The organism is Pontimicrobium sp. MEBiC06410 (assembly GCF_053601615.1).
On the sequence record NZ_JBSHNT010000164.1, the window covers coordinates 1 to 21,418 of the forward strand.

At 29.5% G+C, this 21,418-nt stretch carries 17 protein-coding genes; 14 read left to right on the top strand and 3 right to left on the bottom strand.

Features of this window, described 5'->3' with window-relative positions:
• Positions 1 to 315 precede the first annotated feature (315 nt).
• The 3 genes from ACVC08_RS17905 to ACVC08_RS17915 all read left to right on the top strand — a co-directional run bounded on the left by ACVC08_RS17905 (position 316) and on the right by ACVC08_RS17915 (position 2,780).
• Positions 316 to 1,242: a hypothetical protein gene (locus tag ACVC08_RS17905; RefSeq protein WP_452603080.1), complete on the top strand. Its 927-nt coding sequence runs from the start codon at positions 316 to 318 to the stop codon at positions 1,240 to 1,242.
• Positions 1,243 to 2,309: 1,067 nt separating this feature from the next.
• Positions 2,310 to 2,504: a hypothetical protein gene (locus ACVC08_RS17910; RefSeq protein WP_452603081.1), complete on the top strand. Its 195-nt coding sequence runs from the start codon at positions 2,310 to 2,312 to the stop codon at positions 2,502 to 2,504.
• A gap of 78 nt (positions 2,505 to 2,582) precedes the next feature.
• Positions 2,583 to 2,780, top strand: coding sequence for a hypothetical protein (locus tag ACVC08_RS17915; RefSeq protein WP_452603082.1), 198 nt, complete (start codon positions 2,583 to 2,585; stop codon positions 2,778 to 2,780).
• Positions 2,781 to 2,913: 133 nt separating this feature from the next.
• Here ACVC08_RS17915 and ACVC08_RS17920 read toward each other — a convergent pair whose 3' ends face one another.
• On the bottom strand, positions 2,914 to 4,815 hold the full coding sequence (locus tag ACVC08_RS17920) for a M61 family metallopeptidase (RefSeq protein WP_452603083.1): 1,902 nt from the start codon (positions 4,813 to 4,815) through the stop codon (positions 2,914 to 2,916).
• 161 nt (positions 4,816 to 4,976) lie between these two features.
• Here ACVC08_RS17920 and ACVC08_RS17925 point away from each other — a divergent pair, with 161 nt between their 5' ends.
• The 10 genes from ACVC08_RS17925 (at position 4,977) to ACVC08_RS17970 (ending at position 18,410) form a co-directional block, all read left to right on the top strand.
• Positions 4,977 to 5,984, top strand: coding sequence for a glycosyltransferase family 2 protein (locus ACVC08_RS17925; RefSeq protein WP_452603084.1), 1,008 nt, complete (start codon positions 4,977 to 4,979; stop codon positions 5,982 to 5,984).
• 109 nt (positions 5,985 to 6,093) lie between these two features.
• Positions 6,094 to 8,019, top strand: coding sequence for a vWA domain-containing protein (locus tag ACVC08_RS17930; RefSeq protein WP_452603085.1), 1,926 nt, complete (start codon positions 6,094 to 6,096; stop codon positions 8,017 to 8,019).
• Positions 8,016 to 9,266, top strand: coding sequence for a dihydroorotase (locus tag ACVC08_RS17935; RefSeq protein ID WP_452603086.1), 1,251 nt, complete (start codon positions 8,016 to 8,018; stop codon positions 9,264 to 9,266). Before ACVC08_RS17930 ends, ACVC08_RS17935 begins: the two co-directional genes overlap by 4 nt.
• Positions 9,267 to 9,271: 5 nt before the next feature.
• Positions 9,272 to 9,604 carry a hypothetical protein gene (locus ACVC08_RS17940; protein WP_452603087.1) on the top strand — a complete coding sequence of 111 codons (333 nt, stop codon included), beginning with the start codon at positions 9,272 to 9,274 and terminating at the stop codon, positions 9,602 to 9,604.
• The gene (locus tag ACVC08_RS17945) at positions 9,604 to 10,251 is read left to right on the top strand and encodes an alpha/beta hydrolase (protein ID WP_452603088.1); all 648 of its coding nucleotides are present in this window, start codon (positions 9,604 to 9,606) and stop codon (positions 10,249 to 10,251) included. The genes ACVC08_RS17940 and ACVC08_RS17945 overlap by 1 nt, the downstream gene beginning before the upstream one ends.
• Before the next feature lie 417 nt (positions 10,252 to 10,668).
• A complete protein-coding gene (locus ACVC08_RS17950; protein ID WP_452603089.1) occupies positions 10,669 to 11,409 on the top strand; it encodes a hypothetical protein in 741 nt (246 codons plus the stop codon).
• 4 nt (positions 11,410 to 11,413) lie between these two features.
• Positions 11,414 to 14,143 (top strand): TonB-dependent receptor, encoded by a 2,730-nt coding sequence (locus ACVC08_RS17955; protein WP_452603090.1) that lies wholly within the window; start codon positions 11,414 to 11,416, stop codon positions 14,141 to 14,143.
• Positions 14,144 to 14,146: 3 nt separating this feature from the next.
• On the top strand, positions 14,147 to 15,430 hold the full coding sequence (locus ACVC08_RS17960; protein ID WP_452603091.1) for a DUF4249 domain-containing protein: 1,284 nt from the start codon (positions 14,147 to 14,149) through the stop codon (positions 15,428 to 15,430).
• Between the two features lie 2 nt (positions 15,431 to 15,432).
• A complete protein-coding gene (locus tag ACVC08_RS17965) occupies positions 15,433 to 16,677 on the top strand; it encodes a DUF4249 domain-containing protein (protein WP_452603092.1) in 1,245 nt (414 codons plus the stop codon).
• Positions 16,678 to 16,685: 8 nt separating this feature from the next.
• Positions 16,686 to 18,410 carry a hypothetical protein gene (locus ACVC08_RS17970; protein WP_452603093.1) on the top strand — a complete coding sequence of 575 codons (1,725 nt, stop codon included), beginning with the start codon at positions 16,686 to 16,688 and terminating at the stop codon, positions 18,408 to 18,410.
• Between the two features lie 31 nt (positions 18,411 to 18,441).
• Here the strand turns inward: ACVC08_RS17970 and ACVC08_RS17975 are convergent, their stop codons facing one another.
• Together ACVC08_RS17975 and ACVC08_RS17980 are read right to left on the bottom strand one after the other, a co-directional pair.
• Positions 18,442 to 18,963, bottom strand: coding sequence for a hydrolase (locus ACVC08_RS17975; protein ID WP_452598962.1), 522 nt, complete (start codon positions 18,961 to 18,963; stop codon positions 18,442 to 18,444).
• Positions 18,964 to 19,004: 41 nt separating this feature from the next.
• A complete protein-coding gene (locus ACVC08_RS17980; protein ID WP_452598963.1) occupies positions 19,005 to 19,766 on the bottom strand; it encodes an MBL fold metallo-hydrolase in 762 nt (253 codons plus the stop codon).
• Positions 19,767 to 19,859: 93 nt separating this feature from the next.
• Here ACVC08_RS17980 and ACVC08_RS17985 point away from each other — a divergent pair, with 93 nt between their 5' ends.
• On the top strand, positions 19,860 to 21,317 hold the full coding sequence (locus ACVC08_RS17985) for a TonB-dependent receptor (protein ID WP_452598964.1): 1,458 nt from the start codon (positions 19,860 to 19,862) through the stop codon (positions 21,315 to 21,317).
• The last annotated feature ends 101 nt before the right edge of the window (positions 21,318 to 21,418 follow it).

A 21,418-nucleotide genomic window follows, 5' to 3' on the forward strand; every position in this document is an offset into this window, starting at 1 on the left:
CTCACTTAACAGAAAACTAGTGAATAGTTTTTCTTGATACTCTTTTTTACCTTGCATAACTAAAGTTAATGATTTTTAAAACTAGTTTGAGAAAACTATAGTATCTTTATAAACAGAGTTGTGCAACATGCACAACGTGTATAGCTCATTGCGGCTGAATTCCTTATCGGAATTCATTGCAATTTGCTATCTTTGAGTTACAGCGGAAAATCATAGCTGATTTCCCGCAACAAGCCATACACAAAACCGTTAGCCGTAATACCCAGAACGAGATGAACAAAAGAAATAACTATCTTTATACGAGAAAAATATTAAATGAAGAGTGTTAAAAATTTCATCAAGGCTTTAAAACAAAATTATTATATAGAATTTCTAATTGACCCTTACTCAAGTTCAGTAGAATATGAAAAGCATTTTGTACTTATTAAATATCAAAACAAAAATTACTATGAGAATAATATAGAATTCATAAAAATTCGACAACGAGAAATTCTAAATGATATTAAAAAGCAATATGAAAATGCCTTATCTCAAATATTCTTAAAATTAGCAACTACAAATTCCGACACTTTTGACTCATTTATAAAATTTAATATCGAAGCAGTTAAAATAAGCCTTAGAACAATAAAGTCTGATTTTTATGTTAACAATAAACAGTCTAGATATTACTCAACACTAATTGACAATCTAGATACAAATAATATTGGAATACCAACAAAAAGAGAGATTAATGCTGAGGATTATCCGAAAGACGGTTCAATGATACAAATATTTGAATCTCTTGATAAAAGCACTAATACATCCAAAGAAAATCATATTTGGAGTTACTATTACTTAGAATTCCATAATTCAAGACTAAAAGCTTTAAGTTGGCTTCCATTCGCTCTTTTTCACGTTGGAAATCGTTTTATCATCGATTTAGTTAGAATTCAGAATAATATTAATGAGATTTGCCTATCCAATCAGGAAAAAACCAAAATAAAATGGTTAGGAAAAAAAACTCATATTGGTTATATTTTTAGTATGCTAGCTCAAGAAGGGTATATTGAAACACCAAAGTTAAAAAGTGGTGAGGTAAATTATACTGCTTTTGCTAGAATCATAAAAGAACTTTTTGAAGTAGATGTAGCTGAAGGAACTTTAAGAAAGTATTTAAATCCACTTGATGACAAGTTTGAAGAAAACCAAAATACATTTGAAAAAGAGCAATTCAATTTGCCTAACGTAAAACTAGTTAATTAATCCGTTCCGGAACGCATTGGAACGTTTGATTTAGTCATTATGGCTTTTATTTGTTGTACTCAATTTAATATTATGGGAGAACAAACATACAGTCTGAATTTAGCTATCATACTTTTATTTTTTTTTACAATATTCATTTTTCTTTGGATTATGCCGACCAATAAATCACGTATTGTTATAAAACGAATCGTGCAATTAATAAATGCATTCCCGATATCTAAGATTTGTTTAGCAATTATTGGTTATTTTGAGAATAAAAAGAAATCGTAAAAGTACTACGGCTAACAACGGTAACCGTTGCACAAGCCTGTAATTTCACATAAAATAATTTTCTATAAGCCTCTTTTAAGAGGCTTTTGTGTTTTTTAAGAGTAATAAGTTAAATTTTAGGTCCTTTATAAGGACGCTTACACACTGTAAAAGATGTTGTTTTGTTTAATAACAGAAACGATAACAAGGTTATGAAATATAGTGATTTACTTATAATGTTTTGTAAGAAAGACGTGTTATAAGAAACGATAGACACTTGTGGCAATTGCGATAATAATCAAGAGACTTTTATTATAACAAGTTTTTCTTGTAAAGCACAAGAAACTATAGTTTCTCTCAAACAACAAAATAACATAGATATAATACTCCAGAAGAAATAGCAATATATTTTAAAGGTGTAAACAACACATTAAATAAATTTGCTGGTAACTGACTTTTTGATGATGGTACACATTATCTTAAAATTACAATTATTAAAGATATTCATGTTGCAAGAGGATAAGTTGCTAATAATAAATCATTTAAAACAAAACAATTAACGTACACGAGTTTTATAAAATTCGTGTACGCTTGCTTGTAATTTACTTCATTTTAAAATTACTTTAAACTCAAAACCAACCAAATAACATTGTTAACAATAGTTTAAATATTAGTGCATTACCTATTAGCATTTGGTTACGGTCATCGACTTTATCGATTTAATTAAATACTACCAAAATAACAACAGTTTAAAGTACTTACAGTGAAGTGCTCATATCACTTAAAACGAGCTTAATTATTAATTAGAAACGTAAATTATGAAAACACAAAAGCAAAAATTAGATTTTACTAAACATGATATTGTAGAACTAAATGACACTCACTTAATAACTGTAAATGGAGGTACTTCTCTTTCAAGTCTGGTTTGCTCAAGAGTAATCCAATCAATTATAGCTTCTATCATAAGAACCACAAGGGACGACGATGGTATTTTTGAAGACGACTTTGAATAGAAATACATTGAAAATATTAAAAGTGAAGCGCTCATATCTCTTAAAAAGAGCTTAAGTATTAATTAAAAAACGTAAATTATGAAAACAAGTAAGCAAAAATTAAATTTCACAAAACATGATGTTGTAGAATTAAACAACTCTCAAATGCTAAGTGTTAACGGAGGTACATCTCCTACCACTATAGCTTGTTCAATAATAATATCTATTATTATAACAACAATTCCAGGAGATCAAGGCCCGACAGGAGATGACATCTTCGAAAATGACTTTGAATAGTATTCGTTAAGAGCACTCTCCTTAAAAATCAATTAAAAAACAGTGAAGAAAAAAGCCCAAAACAAATTTGTTTTGGGCTTTTAAAATTACAATAGAAAAATTTAATTTCTCTATACTATTTTTAAGTATTCAATTATCCTTTTAACCAAGCATTACGTAATGCTTTTTGAGCCTCTGTAGCATCAGGGCTTTCTGCTAAACTTGTACCTGTAGTGTAAGACTGTGTTAAAGTTGTTTTAACAACAACCTCTTCTCCATTTCTATCTAACTTAACATCGATATCTGTTCCTGGTTGCCACATAAATGCTTTAGATAATACTTGATTAGCATTAGCTAATGTTAATTCTTCTCCATCTATAGTTTTAATAACATCTCCTGGTTTAACCCCATTCTCTGCCCAAAAACTATTGTTTTTTACAGCTTCAGAAAATGCAATTGTTCCTTCTTTTTGATTAGGTGTAAAAATAAATGCGCCATCATTTTGGATGTAATTTGTTTTTACTTTTGCTTCTGTTATTGTTAATCCTACTTTTTCAAAAAACTTTTTATAGTCTATAGGTGTCCTTCCAACTACATGTGTATTTAAAAACTCACCTACAGATGGGTAAGTCATAGCTGTTATTTCTGCTATAATATTATCGTCTACAAATGGCTTATTTTTTCCGTATTTAAGAGACAATTCTTTCATTAAAGATAAAATACCTCTATTACCATTACTAGCTTCACGCATTAATATATCTATACACATACCAATTAATGCTCCTTTTTGGTATACATTAATATATTGTCCTGCATAAGGCTCGTCTAAAACATTTTCACTCATTTCTGTGAAACTCATAGAATCATTCATTCCCGCAGCAGATTTAATTTTACCCATTATTTTAGAGTAAAACTCATCTTCTGTAACTAACCCTTGATCTACTTGAAATAATGTTGCAAAATACTCTGTTACACCTTCATACATCCATAAATGCTTAGAAAATGTTGGGTTATTATAATCAAAATAATGTACATCTTCAGAATGCACACTTAATGGTGTTACAATATGAAAAAACTCATGAGATACAACATCAATCATACTTTCTGCTAAAGCCGCATCTGGCATTGCTTCTGGTAACACTACTACTGTAGAGGTGTGGTGTTCTAAGGCTCCAAATCCTTTTGGCGCCCCTTCGTTTTGTCCTGCTAAATATAAGTATATATCGTAACGTGCTGTACTATTTATGTCTCCTAAGTATGTTTTTTGAGCTTTCATCATTTTTTCCATTACAGCTTTAATTTTTTCTGCTGAATGTACTTTATTAGGCGAATACACACTTAATACAATTTTTATATCTCCAACTTGAAATTCTTCAACATCTAAAGCACCGTAAAACATTGGATTATCTGTAATGTCAAAATATCTAGGTGCAAAATAACTAGATGTTAATGATTTACCGTCTGGACTAGATTTCACCCCTGTTTCTTGTAATGCAGATGTTCTTACCATTGTTGCTGGTGCATTAACATCTAACTTATATTGGTTATTCTTTAAAGAATCGAAGTAACCAATAAATCCATGAAGGTTTAATACATAGTTTGTAGACTCTATATTAGTTCCTGCTGGAGAAAAAGGTGCATCGCCACCAATACCACCATTAATTTCTGTATCGAAAGTATCATTTACTAAATACTCTATTTTATCTAGATTAGCAGCATTGCTAATTGTCCAAGAGTTAGTGTCTATTTTTTCTACAGGTAACTCTTCCCCTTTATAACCTATAGCTTTAAATCCGTCTATATATTTCCCAAAATCACTAACAGAGTATGTTCCTTGTACTACTCTTGGTAATCTATAAGTAACAGTTTCTGAAGTAATACGTCCTGGATTTATAGTTACAGGCGCTTTATCGTCTAAAACGTTTGTTAAATCTATTGTCGTTTCAATTGGATTACTAATTGCTAAATCATTAACTGCTTTTGTCGCAGATTTAGTAGAGTTACACCCTACTAAAAGTATTCCTGCAAGTACTGAAGCAAATGCTTGTTTTTTCATTATTTATTGTTTTTTGATAGTATTAAGTCTTGTTATGACGCTCAAAAATACAATCTGTTACACTTATATGTATCAAAGTTTTGTTAATTAATGTTAAGCCCTATAGTTTACAGGGCATACAAAAGCATAAAAAGTTTAAAAGTGTTCATTATCTTCGTAAAATGCAACAGTCGTTAATTAGTATTCTTATTCCTTTTAAAAACACAGAAGTCTACCTAGAAGCTTGTATAGATTCTATAACATTACAGTCCTATACTAATTGGGAATTGCTTATTGTAGACGATCACTCTACAGATGCTAGTAATAGTATAGTAAAGAGCTATGCAGAAAAAGATTCTAGAATAACACTGTTAAATAATGAAGGTAAGGGCATTATAAATGCCTTAAAGCTAGCTTTTAAACATGCTAAAGGAGATTACATTACTAGAATGGATAGTGATGATATCATGGCTTCTAATAAACTAGAGGTTTTACTTTGTAAATTAAAAACTAATGGTAAGCAGCATGTCTCAACAGGATTAGTACGCTATTTTTCTGAAAAAGGCATTAGCGAAGGTTATAAAAAGTATGAAACATGGCTAAATCGCTTAACAACACATGGAACTAATTACAGTGAAATTTATAAAGAATGTGTTATTCCATCTCCATGTTGGATGCTACATAGAGACGACTTATTGGCTATTGATGCCTTTAACCCAACAAGGTATCCTGAAGATTATGATTTAACTTTTCGGTTTTATCAACAAAATTATAAAATTGTTCCCTGTGATGTAATACTACATTACTGGAGAGACTACGGCACAAGGGCATCTAGAACAGATGCTAATTATGCCGAAAATAGTTTTATAGCTATTAAGCTACATTATTTTTTAAAACTAGATTACAACAATTCTAGACCGTTAGTGGTATGGGGAGCTGGCCGTAAAGGGAAAACTATAGCAAAAAAACTAATTGCTAAAACCATTCCGTTTATTTGGATTTGTGATAACCCTAAAAAAATAGGAAAGCATATTTACGAGCAAGAATTAAAACCTTTTAACTATTTAGAACAGTTAAAACAACCACAGAGTATTATTAGTGTAGCTAACCCCGATGAGCAAAAAAAGATAAAGCACTATTTAAAAACACAAAACTGCTCCCCTATGCAAGATTATTTTTTCTTTTGCTAACCTATAATTGGCTAGATTATTTTTTAATGTAAAATTTTATGATTTTGTTAATCTTTTTCTGTTAAAGGATTACTAATTATTCTTTATATTTGAGCAATCAAAATTAACAATGCAGTTTAAACACCCAGAACTTCTTTACGCTTTATTTTTACTGCTTATCCCTATTATTGTTCACTTATTTCAGTTGCGTAAATTTCAAAAAGAAGCTTTTACTAATGTTGCTTTTTTAAAGGAAATAACACTACAAACTCGTAAAAGTTCTCAAATTAAAAAATGGCTTACATTATTAACTAGATTAGGATTAATTACTGCTATAATATTAGCCTTTGCTCAACCTTTTACCTCAAAAAATAAAAACTTTAATACAAAAACCGAAACTGTTATTTATTTGGATAACTCTTTTAGCATGCAAGCCAAAGGAGCAAAAGGCCCATTATTAAAACGTGCTGTACAAGATATTATAGGTAGTGTTCCCGATAATGAGCAATTCTCGTTAGTTACTAACGATAATGTTTACAGAAACACAACTATTAAAGCAATTACTAACGATTTGCTTCAAATGGACTATGCAACAAGTCAGCTAAATTATGAAGCTGCCTTTTTAAAGAGCAAAGCTTATTTTAGTAAAGATGCAAGTACAATAAAAAACTTAGTATTTATTAGCGACTTTCAAATAAAAGCGTCTTTATTAAATGTTTCCACAGATTCCACAATACAAACCCATTTAGTACAGTTAAAGCCAGTAAGTGCAAATAATGTAGCTATAGATAGCTTGTATATTTCTAAACGTACACCAAATAACTTAGAACTTTCTGTAAAGCTTAGAAATAATGGTGATGCTATAGATAATCTACCTGTTTCCTTATATAACAATGATAATTTATTAGCTAAAACTGCTGTAAGTATAAATGAAACAGCAACAACAACATTTACAATACCAACAAATACTATAATAAACGGAGTTTTAAAAGTTGAAGACATTAACCTTTTATTTGATAATGACTTCTATTTTAACATTAATAAAACACCAAAAATTAATGTTTTATCTATTAACGAAGCAGAAGATTCTTTCTTAAAACGGATCTATACAGATGATGAGTTTAATTACGAATCTGTTAAATATAGCGCCTTAAATTACAATAGCATAACAGATCAAAATTTAATTATTCTAAATGAATTAAATCGTATTCCTAATGCTCTAAATACTGCGCTTAAAGCTTTTACTGATAATGGAGGTTTTATTATTATAATCCCATCTCAAAATATTGATTTAAAAGAATATAACAACACTTTATTAAATTATAACTTTATACCATTTAAATCCCTAAATACTTCAAGCAAACGATTAACAAATATTAATTATTCGCACCCTATATATGTTAGTGTTTTTGAAAAAAAGGTTACAAACTTTCAGTACCCAAAAGTAAATACGTTTTACCCTCAAGATCTATCTAAAGCTTCTGCCCTTTTACAATTTGAGGATAACAAACCTTTTTTATCTCAAAATGGTAATGCCTATCTTTTTTCAGCATCTTTAAATAGTGATAATTCAAATTTTAAGGCTATTAATTTAATCGTACCTACTTTTTATAATATAGGAAAGAGTAGTTTAAAAAATACCAATTTATACTATACCATTGGAGAAACTAATACTTATGATGTTGCAACGGTATTAAAACAAGACGAAATATTGACTTTAAGTAATGCTAACAACAATATAATACCACAACAACACTATTTTAACAATAAAGTTGCAATTACAACTAGCGAAACACCAGATAAAGCGGCTATTTATAATATAAAAAGCAAAACAAACACAATACAAAACGTAAGTTATAACTATAATAGAACAGAAAGTCACTTGTTATATCATGACCTTTCAAAGCTGCAAAATGCTACTATCTCTAGTTCTATTCCAGAATTATTTAACACTATAAAAAGTGAGTCTAAAATTAATGCGCTATGGAAATGGTTTATTATTTTTGCACTACTATTTTTAATTATAGAAATGCTCATCTTAAAATATTTTAAATGACCGTACTTATAAAATCTGCCACAATAATTGATTCTAAAAGTGAATTTAACAACACCACTCAAGATATATTAATTGAAAATGGTAGTATTATAAAAATTAACAAAACCATACCTAATACCAATAATTACAAAGAAATAGCTTTAGATAATCTTCATATTTCTCAAGGTTGGTTTGATAGCAGTGTCTGTTTTGGCGAACCTGGTTTTGAAGATAGAGAAACCATAGCAAATGGTCTTAAAACGGCAGCTAAATCTGGGTTTACTACCGTTGCAATGCAAGCAAACACCAATCCGGTAGTAGCTAGTAATTCTGATGTGATTTTTATAAAATCGAAAGCGCAAAATAATGCTGTAGAATTATTACCTATTGGAGCGCTTACAGAAAACAGTAATAGCGAACACCTTGCAGAATTATATGATATGAAAAGTGCTGGGGCTGTTGCTTTTTACGATTACAAAAAGCCTGTAAGTAATCCAAACTTATTAAAAATAGCATTACAATACACTAATGGTTTTGGTGGATTAGTCTATTCGTATCCGCAAGAAAATAAAATTTCTGGTTCTGGAGTTATGAACGAAAATGTTACTAGTACTACTTTAGGTTTAAAAGGAAACCCTAACCTAGCTGAGGCATTACAAGTAGCTCGTGATTTATATATTTTAGAATATACAGGAGGCGCTTTACACATTCCAACTATTTCTACTGCAGAATCTGTAGATTTAATAAGACAAGCAAAAAAGAAAAATTTAAACATTACCTGTAGTGTCGCTATTCATAATTTAGTACTTACAGACGATGTATTAAGTGATTTTAATACACATTATAAGGTTTTACCTCCATTACGAACAAAAACTGATGTAGACGCTTTAATTGAAGGCGTAAAAGATGGCACAATAGATATGGTTACTAGTGACCATAACCCAATAACAATAGAAGGTAAAAAAGTAGAATTCGATTACGCCGAATATGGCACTATTGGTTTAGAAAGTGCTTTTGGGGCTTTGCAAACTATTTTTTCAACAGAAAAAGTTATTGATTTACTAACATCTGGGAAAACATATTTTGGTAGCAATGAAACACCTATAGCAGAAGGTGCAACTGCCAATATAACTTTATTTAACCCAGATAAAGAATACCTATTCACTTTAGAACACATATATTCTAAATCTAAAAACAGTCTATTTTTAGACCAAACATTAAAAGGAACTGTTTATGGCATTATTGCCAACAATAAAATTGTATTATAGTTATTATGGATTTTAAAACAATAGAAGAAGGCAAAACAATGGCTGCTGTAGCCTATTTAACCATTATTGGTGCAGTTATAGCTTTAATAATGAATAACGATAAAAAAAATCCGTTTACAGCTTTTCATGTACGCCAAGGTTTAGGGCTATGTTTAACCTTTATGCTATGTGGTTATTTTATTGGTTATTTTAGTAATTTAATGATCACTTTTGCTTTTTGGTTAGGTTTTGGTATCCTATTTATTTTTGGATTAATTGGAGCTACATCAGGAAAAATGCAAGAAGTTCCTCTTTTAGGTAAATTTTATCAAAAAATATTTTCAAACCTCGGTAACTAATGTCAGCAAATTCACTTTATCATATAGTACGCGAATCTTCATTAGAAGCAAATGCACCATTATTAATATTATGTCATGGTTATGGAAGCGATGAAAACGATTTGTTTTCTTTTGCTACAGAATTACCTAAAGAGTTATTTATTATTTCGGTAAGAGCGCCCTACCCTATGCAACCCTATGGAAATGCATGGTATACCATTAATTTTGATGCAGATAAGGGAAAATGGAGTGACACAGAACAAGCAATACAATCTAGAGACTTAATTGCTGAATTTATAGATGAAGCCATAGCAGAATACCCTGTAGATGCTAATAATGTTTCCATTTTAGGATTTAGTCAAGGGACTATTTTAAGCTACGCTGTAGCTTTAACCTATCCAGAAAAACTAAAAAATATTATAGCACTAAGTGGTTATATTAACGAAGACTTGTTTGAGGCCAAGCCACTAAGCAACTACAAACATTTAAATTTTTATTGTTCTCACGGTAGCGTAGACCAAGTAATTCCTGTAGATTGGGCTAGACAAGCACCAAAATTTCTTTCAAAACTAGATATTAAACATGTTTATAATGAGTTTCCTGTGGGACATGGTGTTGCTCCACAAAACTTTTATGAGTTTAAAAATTGGCTAATAAACACTATTTAGTCTGTTTTTTCTTTACGTAAAACTAAATCTCATTAAGTTAGATTTTTTACTTTGTTTTAATCTGTTTTTTGTTAAAAGTATAAAGATAAGTAGGGTTTATAGACATCTAAATGTATTATTTATAGAACACATAATCCCTAACTTTTATGATTAATATACCTTTAATACATTCCCTATATTCAAAAAAGCTTAACAAACACAAATACAGCTAAAAAACAGACAGTTAAATCTGTTTTTAGTACTGTTATTTTATAAAAACGAGATACTATATCTTGTTTTCCTTTCTTTTTCACGGTTTCTTTGATTAGCATTTAGCTAAAATGTAAACTGTTTTAAAAACATTAACTAACTTAAAATAATAACGTATTAGTAGTGTATTAATACGTTAACACAACCTCTTAATTACCAATACATAATATGAGATTAAAACTTCGAGTATTAATTCTATTACTTTTACCATGCTCTTTTTTTATTAGCGCTCAACAAACAACTAGTAAAAGAGAAAGTCTAATTTTTTTTGATAATTTAACAGGTATAGAAAACACAAAGCTATACAATGGTAATCGTTACTATAAAACATATAAAATATCAGAAACAAATCATAACTTTTTCTATGCTCCAGAATATGTTAAAGGAGATGTAGTATACGATAATGAGTTTTTTTATAATATAGATTTAAAATACGATGCTTTAAAAGATGTTTTAGTAAGTAAGTTAGATGATAAAAAAAGCTTTGTTAACCTCGAATTAATTAAGCAAAAAGTAAAAAGTTTTACAATTAATAATCATAAGTTTATTAATGTAGATTTAATTATAAATAGCAAGGAACTTAATGGGTTTGCAGAATTAATAACGTCTAGTAAAAATTATACCTTTTTTGTAAAACGTAAAAAAGAAGTACGAGAACGTATTAAAGGAAATAAAGTTGTTCATTTATTTTATGAAACAAACACCTATTTTCTGTATTCAAAAGGAGAAGTTCATAAAATTAAATCTTACAAATCTTTACGTAAACAATTTCCAGATTACGAAACAGCCATAAACACTTATTACAAATCTAACAGGTTATTAGCAAAAAATAATGAGTATCAATTTATGACAGGACTCTTTAAAAGGTTAGACGAAACAATTACCAACACTTCACAAAAAACGAATTAATGCTATGAGACAAAGAATAATCCTATATTTAGTATTCTTATTAAGCATACATTTATCTTTTGCTCAAAGTGAAAACCTTGATATTAGTTTTAATAACACAACATTAAAAGATGCTATAATACAGTTAGAACAAAAATCTAATCGCCCATTCTATTTTATAGAAAACTGGTTTGAAGGTATAACAATAACTAAATCATATAAAAATAAATCGCTTCAATTTATTCTAAACGACTTATTACAAGACTCTTCTGTTAATTTCTTTATATACGAAAACAATGTTGTATTAACCAAAAACAGCACTATTTACAGTAAACTTCCTGAAGATTTTTTTCAAGAAAACACGAATACAAAAAACAATAGCAACGAAGCATTGTTTTATAATGAGTACGATAATAAAAACTTACAAACAGTAGGTAAACAAAACCAGAACAATCAAAAACAAGAATACACTTTAAAGGGAAGAGCTATTAATGAAAATAATGGCACTCCAATTGAAGGTTTAATTATTGCTATAGAGAATACAGATATTAGAACTACAACAAATAAAAATGGGAGGTTCTCATTAAAAGTCCCTTCTGGGCCTGTTGTTTTAGAAACAAAATTATTAGGTTATGACGATACTATAAAAGAATTATTAATTTATGGCAATGGAAGTGTAAAATTACAAATACCTGAAGCAGCAGAGCAATTAGATGAAGTACTCGTTGAATCCTCAAAAAACAGTAATGTTAAAGAGGCCGTTTTAGGTGTAAACAAAATAGATGTAGAAGGGTTAAAAAACATCCCTGTTGTTTTTGGAGAGCGAGATATTTTAAAAATAGCTACAACACTACCAGGTATAACAACAACTGGAGAAGGTTCTGCTGGTTTTAATGTACGAGGTGGTAGAGCAGATCAAAATTTAATACTATTAGATGATGCCGTTATATATAGTCCTTCACATTTTTTAGGCTTTTTCTCAGCAATAAACCCTTTTGCTACAGGATCATTAGATATATACAAGGCAAGTATTCCTGCTGAATATGGCGGTAGATTATCTTCTGTTTTCGACATAAAAAGTAAAGAACCCAACTACGAGAAATTCTCTGGAGAAGGAGCAATTGGGCCAATTACAGGTAGTTTAAACCTACAAACTCCTATTGTAAAAGATAAAATATCTATAACAACAGCAGCAAGAGCTACCTATTCTGGTTGGATTTTAAGATCTCTAGATGAAGAATCTTTAAAAAATAGCGAAGCTTCATTTTATGATGGTATTGTAAAATATAATCATAAAATAAATGAAAATAACGAGTTTCAAGCCACAGGCTATTATAGTAATGATAGGTTTAGTATTACTTCAGACTCTATATTTAGCTACAACAATGCTCTAGTATCGTTAAAATGGAATCATCGATTTAACGATAAGCAGAAAGCAGAAATAATTGCTGTTAACAGTCAATACAAATATGGTATTGAGTATGAAGCAGAATCTAATAGTAATTTCGATTTCGATTATAAAATAAATGAAACGCAGCTTAAATTAAATATGAAATACTTTCATAGCAAGAAGCATAAATTTAAATACGGAATTAGTACAAAACTATACCAAATAGAACCAGGAAACCTAACACCTTTAGGCGGTAATTCTATTGTAGAAGCACAAAATTTAGGCAAAGAAAAAGGCCTGGAATCTGCACTTTTCTTTTCAGATTTGTTTGAATTTAATGATAAGTTACTTTTTGATCTAGGCGTTCGTTTTTCTGCCTTTACAGCATTAGGCCCTAGAAATCAAAATATTTATGAAGAAGGTGTTCCTAGAAATGAGTCGTCTATTATTGAAGTTAAAGAATTTAGCAATAACGAAGCTATTAAAACCTACGGTGGCCCAGAATTTAGATTATCTGCTCGCTACCTCCTCTCTCCTAGCCTATCATTAAAAGCAAGTTACAACACCACTATACAGTATTTACATTTATTATCTAGTAATACTACTATTTCGCCTACAGATACATGGAAACTTTCAGACTTAAACACGAAACCTCAGAGAGCTAGTCAAATCTCATTAGGGCTATATAAAACCCTAGAAGACAATGATATTGAAATTAGTTTAGAAGGCTATTATAAAAAGATGAAAGATATTTTAGATTATAAAGTTGGTGCAGAATTAATATTAAATGAAAACATAGAACAAGAATTATTACAAGGTGAAGGCAAAGCCTATGGTATAGAATTTTTATTAAAAAAGAAAAAAGGAAGACTTAATGGCTGGTTAGGTTACAGTTATTCTAGAGCGTTATTAAAACTTAATAGCAATATTCCGCAAGAACAGGTAAATAATGGCAATTTCTTTCCAGCAAATTACGATAAACCACACGATATTAGCTTAGTTACCAATTATAAACTAACAAATCGTTTTAGTTTTTCAGCAAATTTTATCTATCAAACAGGACGACCAATTACTTACCCCGTTGGTAAATTCATTTTTGCTGGTAGTGAGCAAGTATTATACAGTGATAGAAATGAGTTTAGAATACCCGATTATTACCGTTTAGATCTTGGAGTAAATATAGAAGGTAACCATAAAATAAAAAAACTAGCACATAGCTTCTGGAATATCTCTGTTTATAATGTTTTAGGAAGAAATAACCCCTATTCTGTATTTTTTGTAAATAACGACGGGAAAGTTGAAGCGTATAAAACATCCATATTTGCAATACCAGTACCAACAATTACATATAATTTCAAATTTTAGCACATGAAATTTACACAAAACACGATAGTGGTTTTACTAATCTGTATAGCTCTTAATAGCTGCGTAGAGAGGTTACCTATAGAAACCCAAAATTTTGAAAGTATTTTGGTTGTAGAAGGGACAATAACAAATGAGTTTAAAAGACAAACTATAAAACTATCTAGAACATTTTTACTAGAAAATAGTGAACCAATTATAGAAAACAATGCGACAGTAACAGTTACAGATAGCGAACAAAATAGCTTTTCTTTTATTCAAAATAGTTCGGGAGATTATGTTTCTAGTATAGAATTTGAAGCACAGCCCAACACAACATACAATCTAGAAATTATTACTAACGATGGTATTATGTATAAATCTAAAAACACAGAACTAACACCCATTTCTCAAATAGATGAATTGTATGCAGAGTATGTAGATGAAAATAATGGGCCTGGCGTACAAGTATTTGTAGACAGCGACAATCAATCTACAAACGCTCAATTTTTTAGATATGAATATGAAGAAACCTATAAAATAGTAGCTCCTCAATATTTACCAGTAAAAGCTGTTTTGTCTAATTATGAAGAGTTTGTAGGCTTAGATATTAATGTGTTTTATGACACTTCCATTGTTAACAGAACACAAGAAGAACAAACCTGCTATGTAAGTGCTACAAATAAAAATATTATTCAAACCTCTACAAGCAGTTTAAATGAAAATACCGTTTTACGCTTCCCTGTTCGTTTTATAACCGAAGAACAAGGAGACGAACCTATAGAACAAGAAGAAATTGAAGAGAATAAAACCATAGAAGATCTAAGTATAATAAGAGACCGATATAGTATTCTTGTTAAACAATATGTACAAAGTCAGGAATCTTATGCGTTTTATAAAATTATAAACCAATTAGGTAATAATGAAAATATCCTATCAGAAAATCAACCCGGTTTTGTACAAGGTAATATTAATGTTATAAACAGCCCTAAAGCTAAAGTTATTGGTTTTTTTGATGTGTCCTCAGTTTCAGAAAAAAGAATCTTTTTTGACGCTACAGACTTTAATATACCCACACCAAGATATATCTATGAATGCATAGAAAAAGAGTTAGATTATAATGATAATACATTAACAGACATGAGTTTTAATCAAAGAAAAGAAATCTACAGATTAATTACCGAATTTAATTATCAAATAACACAAGACCCAAGACCTATTGGCGACTCTAATTGGAAATTAGTAAACCCAGAATGTAGTGATTGCACAACTGTAGGATCGAATATAGAACCAGACTTTTGGGAAGATTAATTATGAGAAATAAAAAACACATAGCACTTTTAATTCTTATGAGTATAATGCTCATGAGTTGTACCGAAACGTTTGTTATAGAAACAGAGAACTTTGAAAGTAATTTAGTTGTAGAAGCAACAATTACTAATGAATTGAAGTTTCAAAACATAAAACTATCAAAAACAGTTAGATTAGAAGAGTCTGAGCAATTACTAGAGCTAAATGCCCAAGTTAAAGTTACAGACAATGCAAATAACACTTATAATTTTTCACAAAACTCAGAAGGATTATATGTATCTGATATAGCATTTCAGGCCATACCAAATACTTTATACACATTAGAAATAACTACAAGCAATGGAAAGCAATATGTTTCTACACCAACACAATTAAGCCCCATATCACAAATAAATAACCTCTATGCAGAACTGGTTAACGATACAAAAAAAGGCCCAGGGATTCAAGTGTTTGTAGATAGTGATAATAACATAGATGATGCTAAATATTTTAGATACGAATATGAAGAAACCTATAAAATTGTAGCACCATATTTTTGTCCTCAAGAAGAAGTACTTAATAATTATAGTTCCATTATTACACCAACAGGAGATTTAAATGTTTTTTTCGATGTTGAATTTAGAGATCGATTACAAGAAGAAGAAATATGCTTTAGTTCTAAACAAAACACCGAAATTATTCAAACAAGTACAAACGACTTAAGCTCTAATACTATATCTCGTTTTCCCATACGATTTATTGGCACAGATGACAGCATAATAAGAGATCGTTATAGTATTCTTGTTAAACAATATACACAAAGCTTAGAATCTTACACCTATTACAAAGTGTTAGATCAACTTAGCGAAAATGCAAGTATACTGTCTGAAAACCAACCAGGTTTTATTAAAGGAAATATAAGTGCTGTTAATGATCCTATAGAAAAAAGCATTGGGTTTTTCGATGTATCCTCTGTAACAGAACGCAGAATCTTTTTTAACTATTTTGATTTTGGATTAGTAAAGCCAGATTATGCATACGAATGTAATATTTTAGTGTTAAACATTAGTGACAATACTGTATTAGATTTCGATAAAAATGAAAAAGAAGAAATTTATAGACGATTAACACGTTTTGAAGAATATAATCAAGATTTTACATTAACAGAAATCCCTTACGACACACCCATTTGGAGAATTGTAAGACCAGAATGTGGAGACTGTACAACTATTGGGTCTAATATACAACCAGACTTTTGGGAAGATTAATATAAACTATGAAGAACCTATTTAAAATATCAATACTATTTCTTTTACCTCTTTTTATTACAGGGCAAGAAATTACAACAAAAAAAGTAACTTTAAACCATATTCCAATACACAAGGAACGTGTAAATATTATAACTAATACAGAGTTTTTACTAACTGGAGAATCTATTTACTATAGTTTTCATGTATTTGAAGGAGATAACCTTAGTACAATTAGTAAAATAGGATATGTAGAGCTTGTAAGTGCTAACAAAAACAAGATTATTAAGCATAAATTACGTTTAAAAAACGGAATGGCGCAAGGAGATATTTTTGTACCAACAAAAGTTAAAACTGGGCACTATAAACTAATAGGTTACACCAATTGGACAAAAAACAATACAACGCAACACAGCTTTGTCAAAGACATTTTTATTATAAATCCATTTTCAACTAGTAATAATGCGTTAAAAAATGATACTGCTATAGACATTTCTAAAAAAAAGAAACTAATAACACAAGCTATAGTAAATAAAGACATTAGTATTTCTACCTCTAAAACAAATTATAAAACCAGAGAAAAAATAAGAATAGATATACTAAGTAATGAAAATAAAACTATTAAAAATGGGAATTATACGTTATCGGTAAGAAAACTAGATTCTGTTTACATTAACAACTCTACCTCCAACGATTATATCTCATTAAAAAATAGTAATGAGGTTATATATATTCCAGAACTAAGAGGTGAACTTATTTCTGGAAAAATAACTAATATAAAAAACACCAAAGCAGTAGAAAATGTAAGTATTTCTTTATCTGTAACTGGTGAGAATTATATTTTTAAAATTGCAAAAACAAATAAAAATGGCGTGTTCTATTTTAATTTAACAGAAGACTACCAAGAAGAAAAAGGGATATTACAAATTATAGAAACAAACAAGGAAGATTATAAAATAGAATTAAATGCTAATAAGTATAATAATTACGAAGCTCTAACTTTTAATAAACTAAAACTAGATCCCGAATTAAAACAAAATATAGAACAACGCAGCATACAAAACCAAATAGATAATGCTTATTACGAAAAAAAACAAGACAGCTTAACAGCAATAAATGCCTCTAAACCATTTTATTATCCACTAGGTAAAGAATACCTTTTGGATGATTATACGCGATTTAAAACAGTAAGAGAGACATTTATAGAAGTTATTTTAGATGCCGCTGTTAGAGTTAATAATGAATCAAGTCGTTTTATTGTATACGATTACCAAGCAAAAGATAATAATAGCACTATAAGTTCATTAAAACCGTTAGTTCTTGTTGATGGTATTATTATAGACAATAACGACGATTTACTATATTATAATTGCGATAACATTAAAAAAATTACCATTGTTAGAGGACAATACTTATACGGCGCAAAGCTATTTGATGGTATAATAGATGTAGAAACTTATTTAAAAGATTTTAAATCTTCGGCAAAAGGCGACTATATTAAAGAGATAACATTAGAAAAACCTATACTTCTTAAAAATTATTATCAACCAGACTATTCTAGTAATAAAACTAATAGAATTCCAGATTATAGAAGGCAACTGTTATGGGTGCCAAATGTATCTTTTACAAGTGAGTCTTTAAATTTTAATACTTATGCTTCAGATAACACAGGGACTTATCAAGTTTTACTACAGGGCTATGATGCAAATGGAAAAAAGGTAACAACAACTAGTTATTTTACAATAAGCAAATAGTTTATTATGCAAAAAATAATAGTTATCTATATTACTCTAATGGGTATAAAAAAGAGTCTTCTAAATTAAATTTAAGCTCTCCTTTATCATTAAAATTATATGTAATAAAAAGTTCTCCATTAAATTGATTATCTGTAAAACTTGCAATAACCCATTTATGGTTTAAAATTCTAATACCACTTATTAGCATTTTGTTTCCTTCGCTAGACGCATAAGGTACAAGAGGGTGCTCTCCTGTAGCAAAATTAAGTTCATATAATTCGTCCTCTACTATAGATAATACATTATCTACTTTATAGCCTTGATTTAAAAAATAAGTAATGGCAGGCTCATTACCATTCATAGAAAACTGAGATAATTCATAAACTTTTCCGTTTAAATTCTCAATAGAATCTTTATACTTCTTTATATCTTCTTTATAATTTTCAATTTTGGCCTTATAATCGGCTACTTTTTGATTACTGTCATCAAAAATATTTTTTGAGTTTATAAACTGAAATAATAACAATAACAGCGAAAAAATAAACAAATACATAAAAATTCTATTCTTCATAACTAAGCGAGTATTTCTATTAAAGTTTGCGAATTTAAAAATTACAATTCAATTTCTAATCCATCATAAGCTAAATAAACGTTTTCTGGTAAATTTTGTTGTACAACATCATGAAATCCTAATAAATGACTAATATGCGTTAAATAAGCACGTTTTGGTTTAAGTTTATTTATAAGCGCTAATGCTTCTTTTAAATTAAAATGAGAAATATGTTCTTCTTCTCTTAAAGCGTTTATAACCAAAACATCTAAATGTTCTAATTTAGATAACTCTTCTTCTGCAATAGTTTTCATATCGGTTAAATACGCAAAATTTAAAAACCGAAAACCAAAAACTTCAAGTTTATAATGCAAACCTTCAATTGGTGTAACAGTTATATTTTTTAAAGTAAATGCTTCATTTTTAATTTCATTTTCTATAACACTTGGAGCGCCAGGGTATTTATTTTCTGTTTCAAAAATATAAGCAAAACGTAATCTTAATTGCTCTAAAACACGCTTATGGGCATAAATAGGAATATCGCCTTGCCTAAAAACAAATGGTCTTATATCATCTAACCCAGCTGTATGGTCTGCATGTTCATGTGTAAATATAATACCATCTATTTTACTACAATTTGCTTGAAGCATCTGTTGTCTAAAATCTGGGCCGCAATCTATTACATAAGTATAATCTTCCCACTCTACTAAAACAGAGACACGCAGTCTCTTATCTTTTGGGTTTTTACTTAAACATACAGGGTGATCAGATCCAATTATTGGAATCCCTTGTGAAGTTCCTGTACCTAAAAATGTTACTTTCAAAAGCTTAATGATTTATCACAAAAGTATATTATTTTTTTTGTTTGCTCTAGTTATTTGGTACATTTGTAATAGTAAAAACTATAGCCCACTACTATGAAAGTTAAGTTAAAAGGAGACATAAATATTGAAAGTATTCCATCGTTAAAAGATAAAGCGTTACGTATTAATTTAAACGAAAATATCTATGGTACTTTTGCAGAAATTGGTGCTGGACAAGAAACCGTTCGTCAGTTTTTTAGAGCTGGAGGCGCATCTGGTACAATTGCCAAAACGATGTCTGCTTACGATAAAGATTTTAGTGATGCCATTTATGGTATAGAAAAAGATAAGCGCTACGTTACCGAAGCACGCTTACGTAAAATGCTAGATCATGAAATGAACTTGATAGAGCAACGTATTACTAGAGACAAACACCCAAATAAAATATTTTTTAGTTATGCCAATACTGTAGCCACTATAGATTTTGCTAAAAAGTTTAAAGGACATGGCTGGGTTGGTATAAAATACCAAGTAGAAGCTGGTAATAAAGAGTATAACGAAATTGTATTGCACGTTCGTTTTAAAGAAAACGACGCGCGTTTACAACAAGAAACATTAGGAAAACTAGGAACTAACTTAATTTATGGAGCATTCTATAAGTTTAGAGAGCCTAGAAAATTATTACGTTATTTATACGATCATTTAGATAAAGACCAATTAGAAATAGATACCATTAATTTCTCTGGACCTGTTTTTGCAGATGTAGATAACCGTTTAATGAGTTTACAATTGGTAAAAAATGGTATGACAGATGCCATTATGTTTGATCCAGATGGTAATAACGTTTTACCAGCAAGAGTACTTTATAAGAAAAACATTTTAGCCTTACGTGGTAGTTTTAGACCTGTAACAAAGGTAAACATGGACATGTACAAGAAATCGTACGATATGTTTATTAAAGAGAATAAGGTTGATGAAGACAAAACAAAAGTTATTTTTGAAATTACCTTATCTAACTTAAGAGCTGAAGGAGAGATCGATGAGCAAGATTTTATGGATCGTGCGCGTTTACTATGTTCTTTAGGGCAAACGGTATTAATCTCTAATTTCCAAGAGTATTATAAATTAGTAGAATATTTCTCTCAATATACAAAGTCTAGAATGGGCTTAGCAATGGGCGTTAATAACTTAGTAGATATTTTTGATGAAAAATACTATCGCCATTTAAGTGGAGGCATTCTTGAAGCCTTTGGTAAGTTATTCTTTAAAGATTTAAGAGTATACCTCTACCCTATGGAAAACAGTGATGGCACGTTAACAACTAGCGACAACTTAAAAGTACACCCTAGAATGAAAGAACTTTACAAGTTCTTTAAATATAACGGAAAAGTAGTAGATATTGCAGATGTAGATCCATCGACCTTAAATGTATTTTCTCGTAAGGTTTTAAAAATGATTTCAGATAACGAAGATGGTTGGCAAAAAATGCTACCTGAAGGTGTTGCAAACTTAATTATGCAAAAAAGTTTATTTGGTTGTGAGATTGAGGAAGCAATACACGGAAAAGATTAAACATCTAGTTTTTTAATTAATAAAATACAAAAAGCCTCATTTTATGAGGCTTTTTATGTTTGTAATACTTTATTCTATAAACTTACCATTTAAAATAGAAT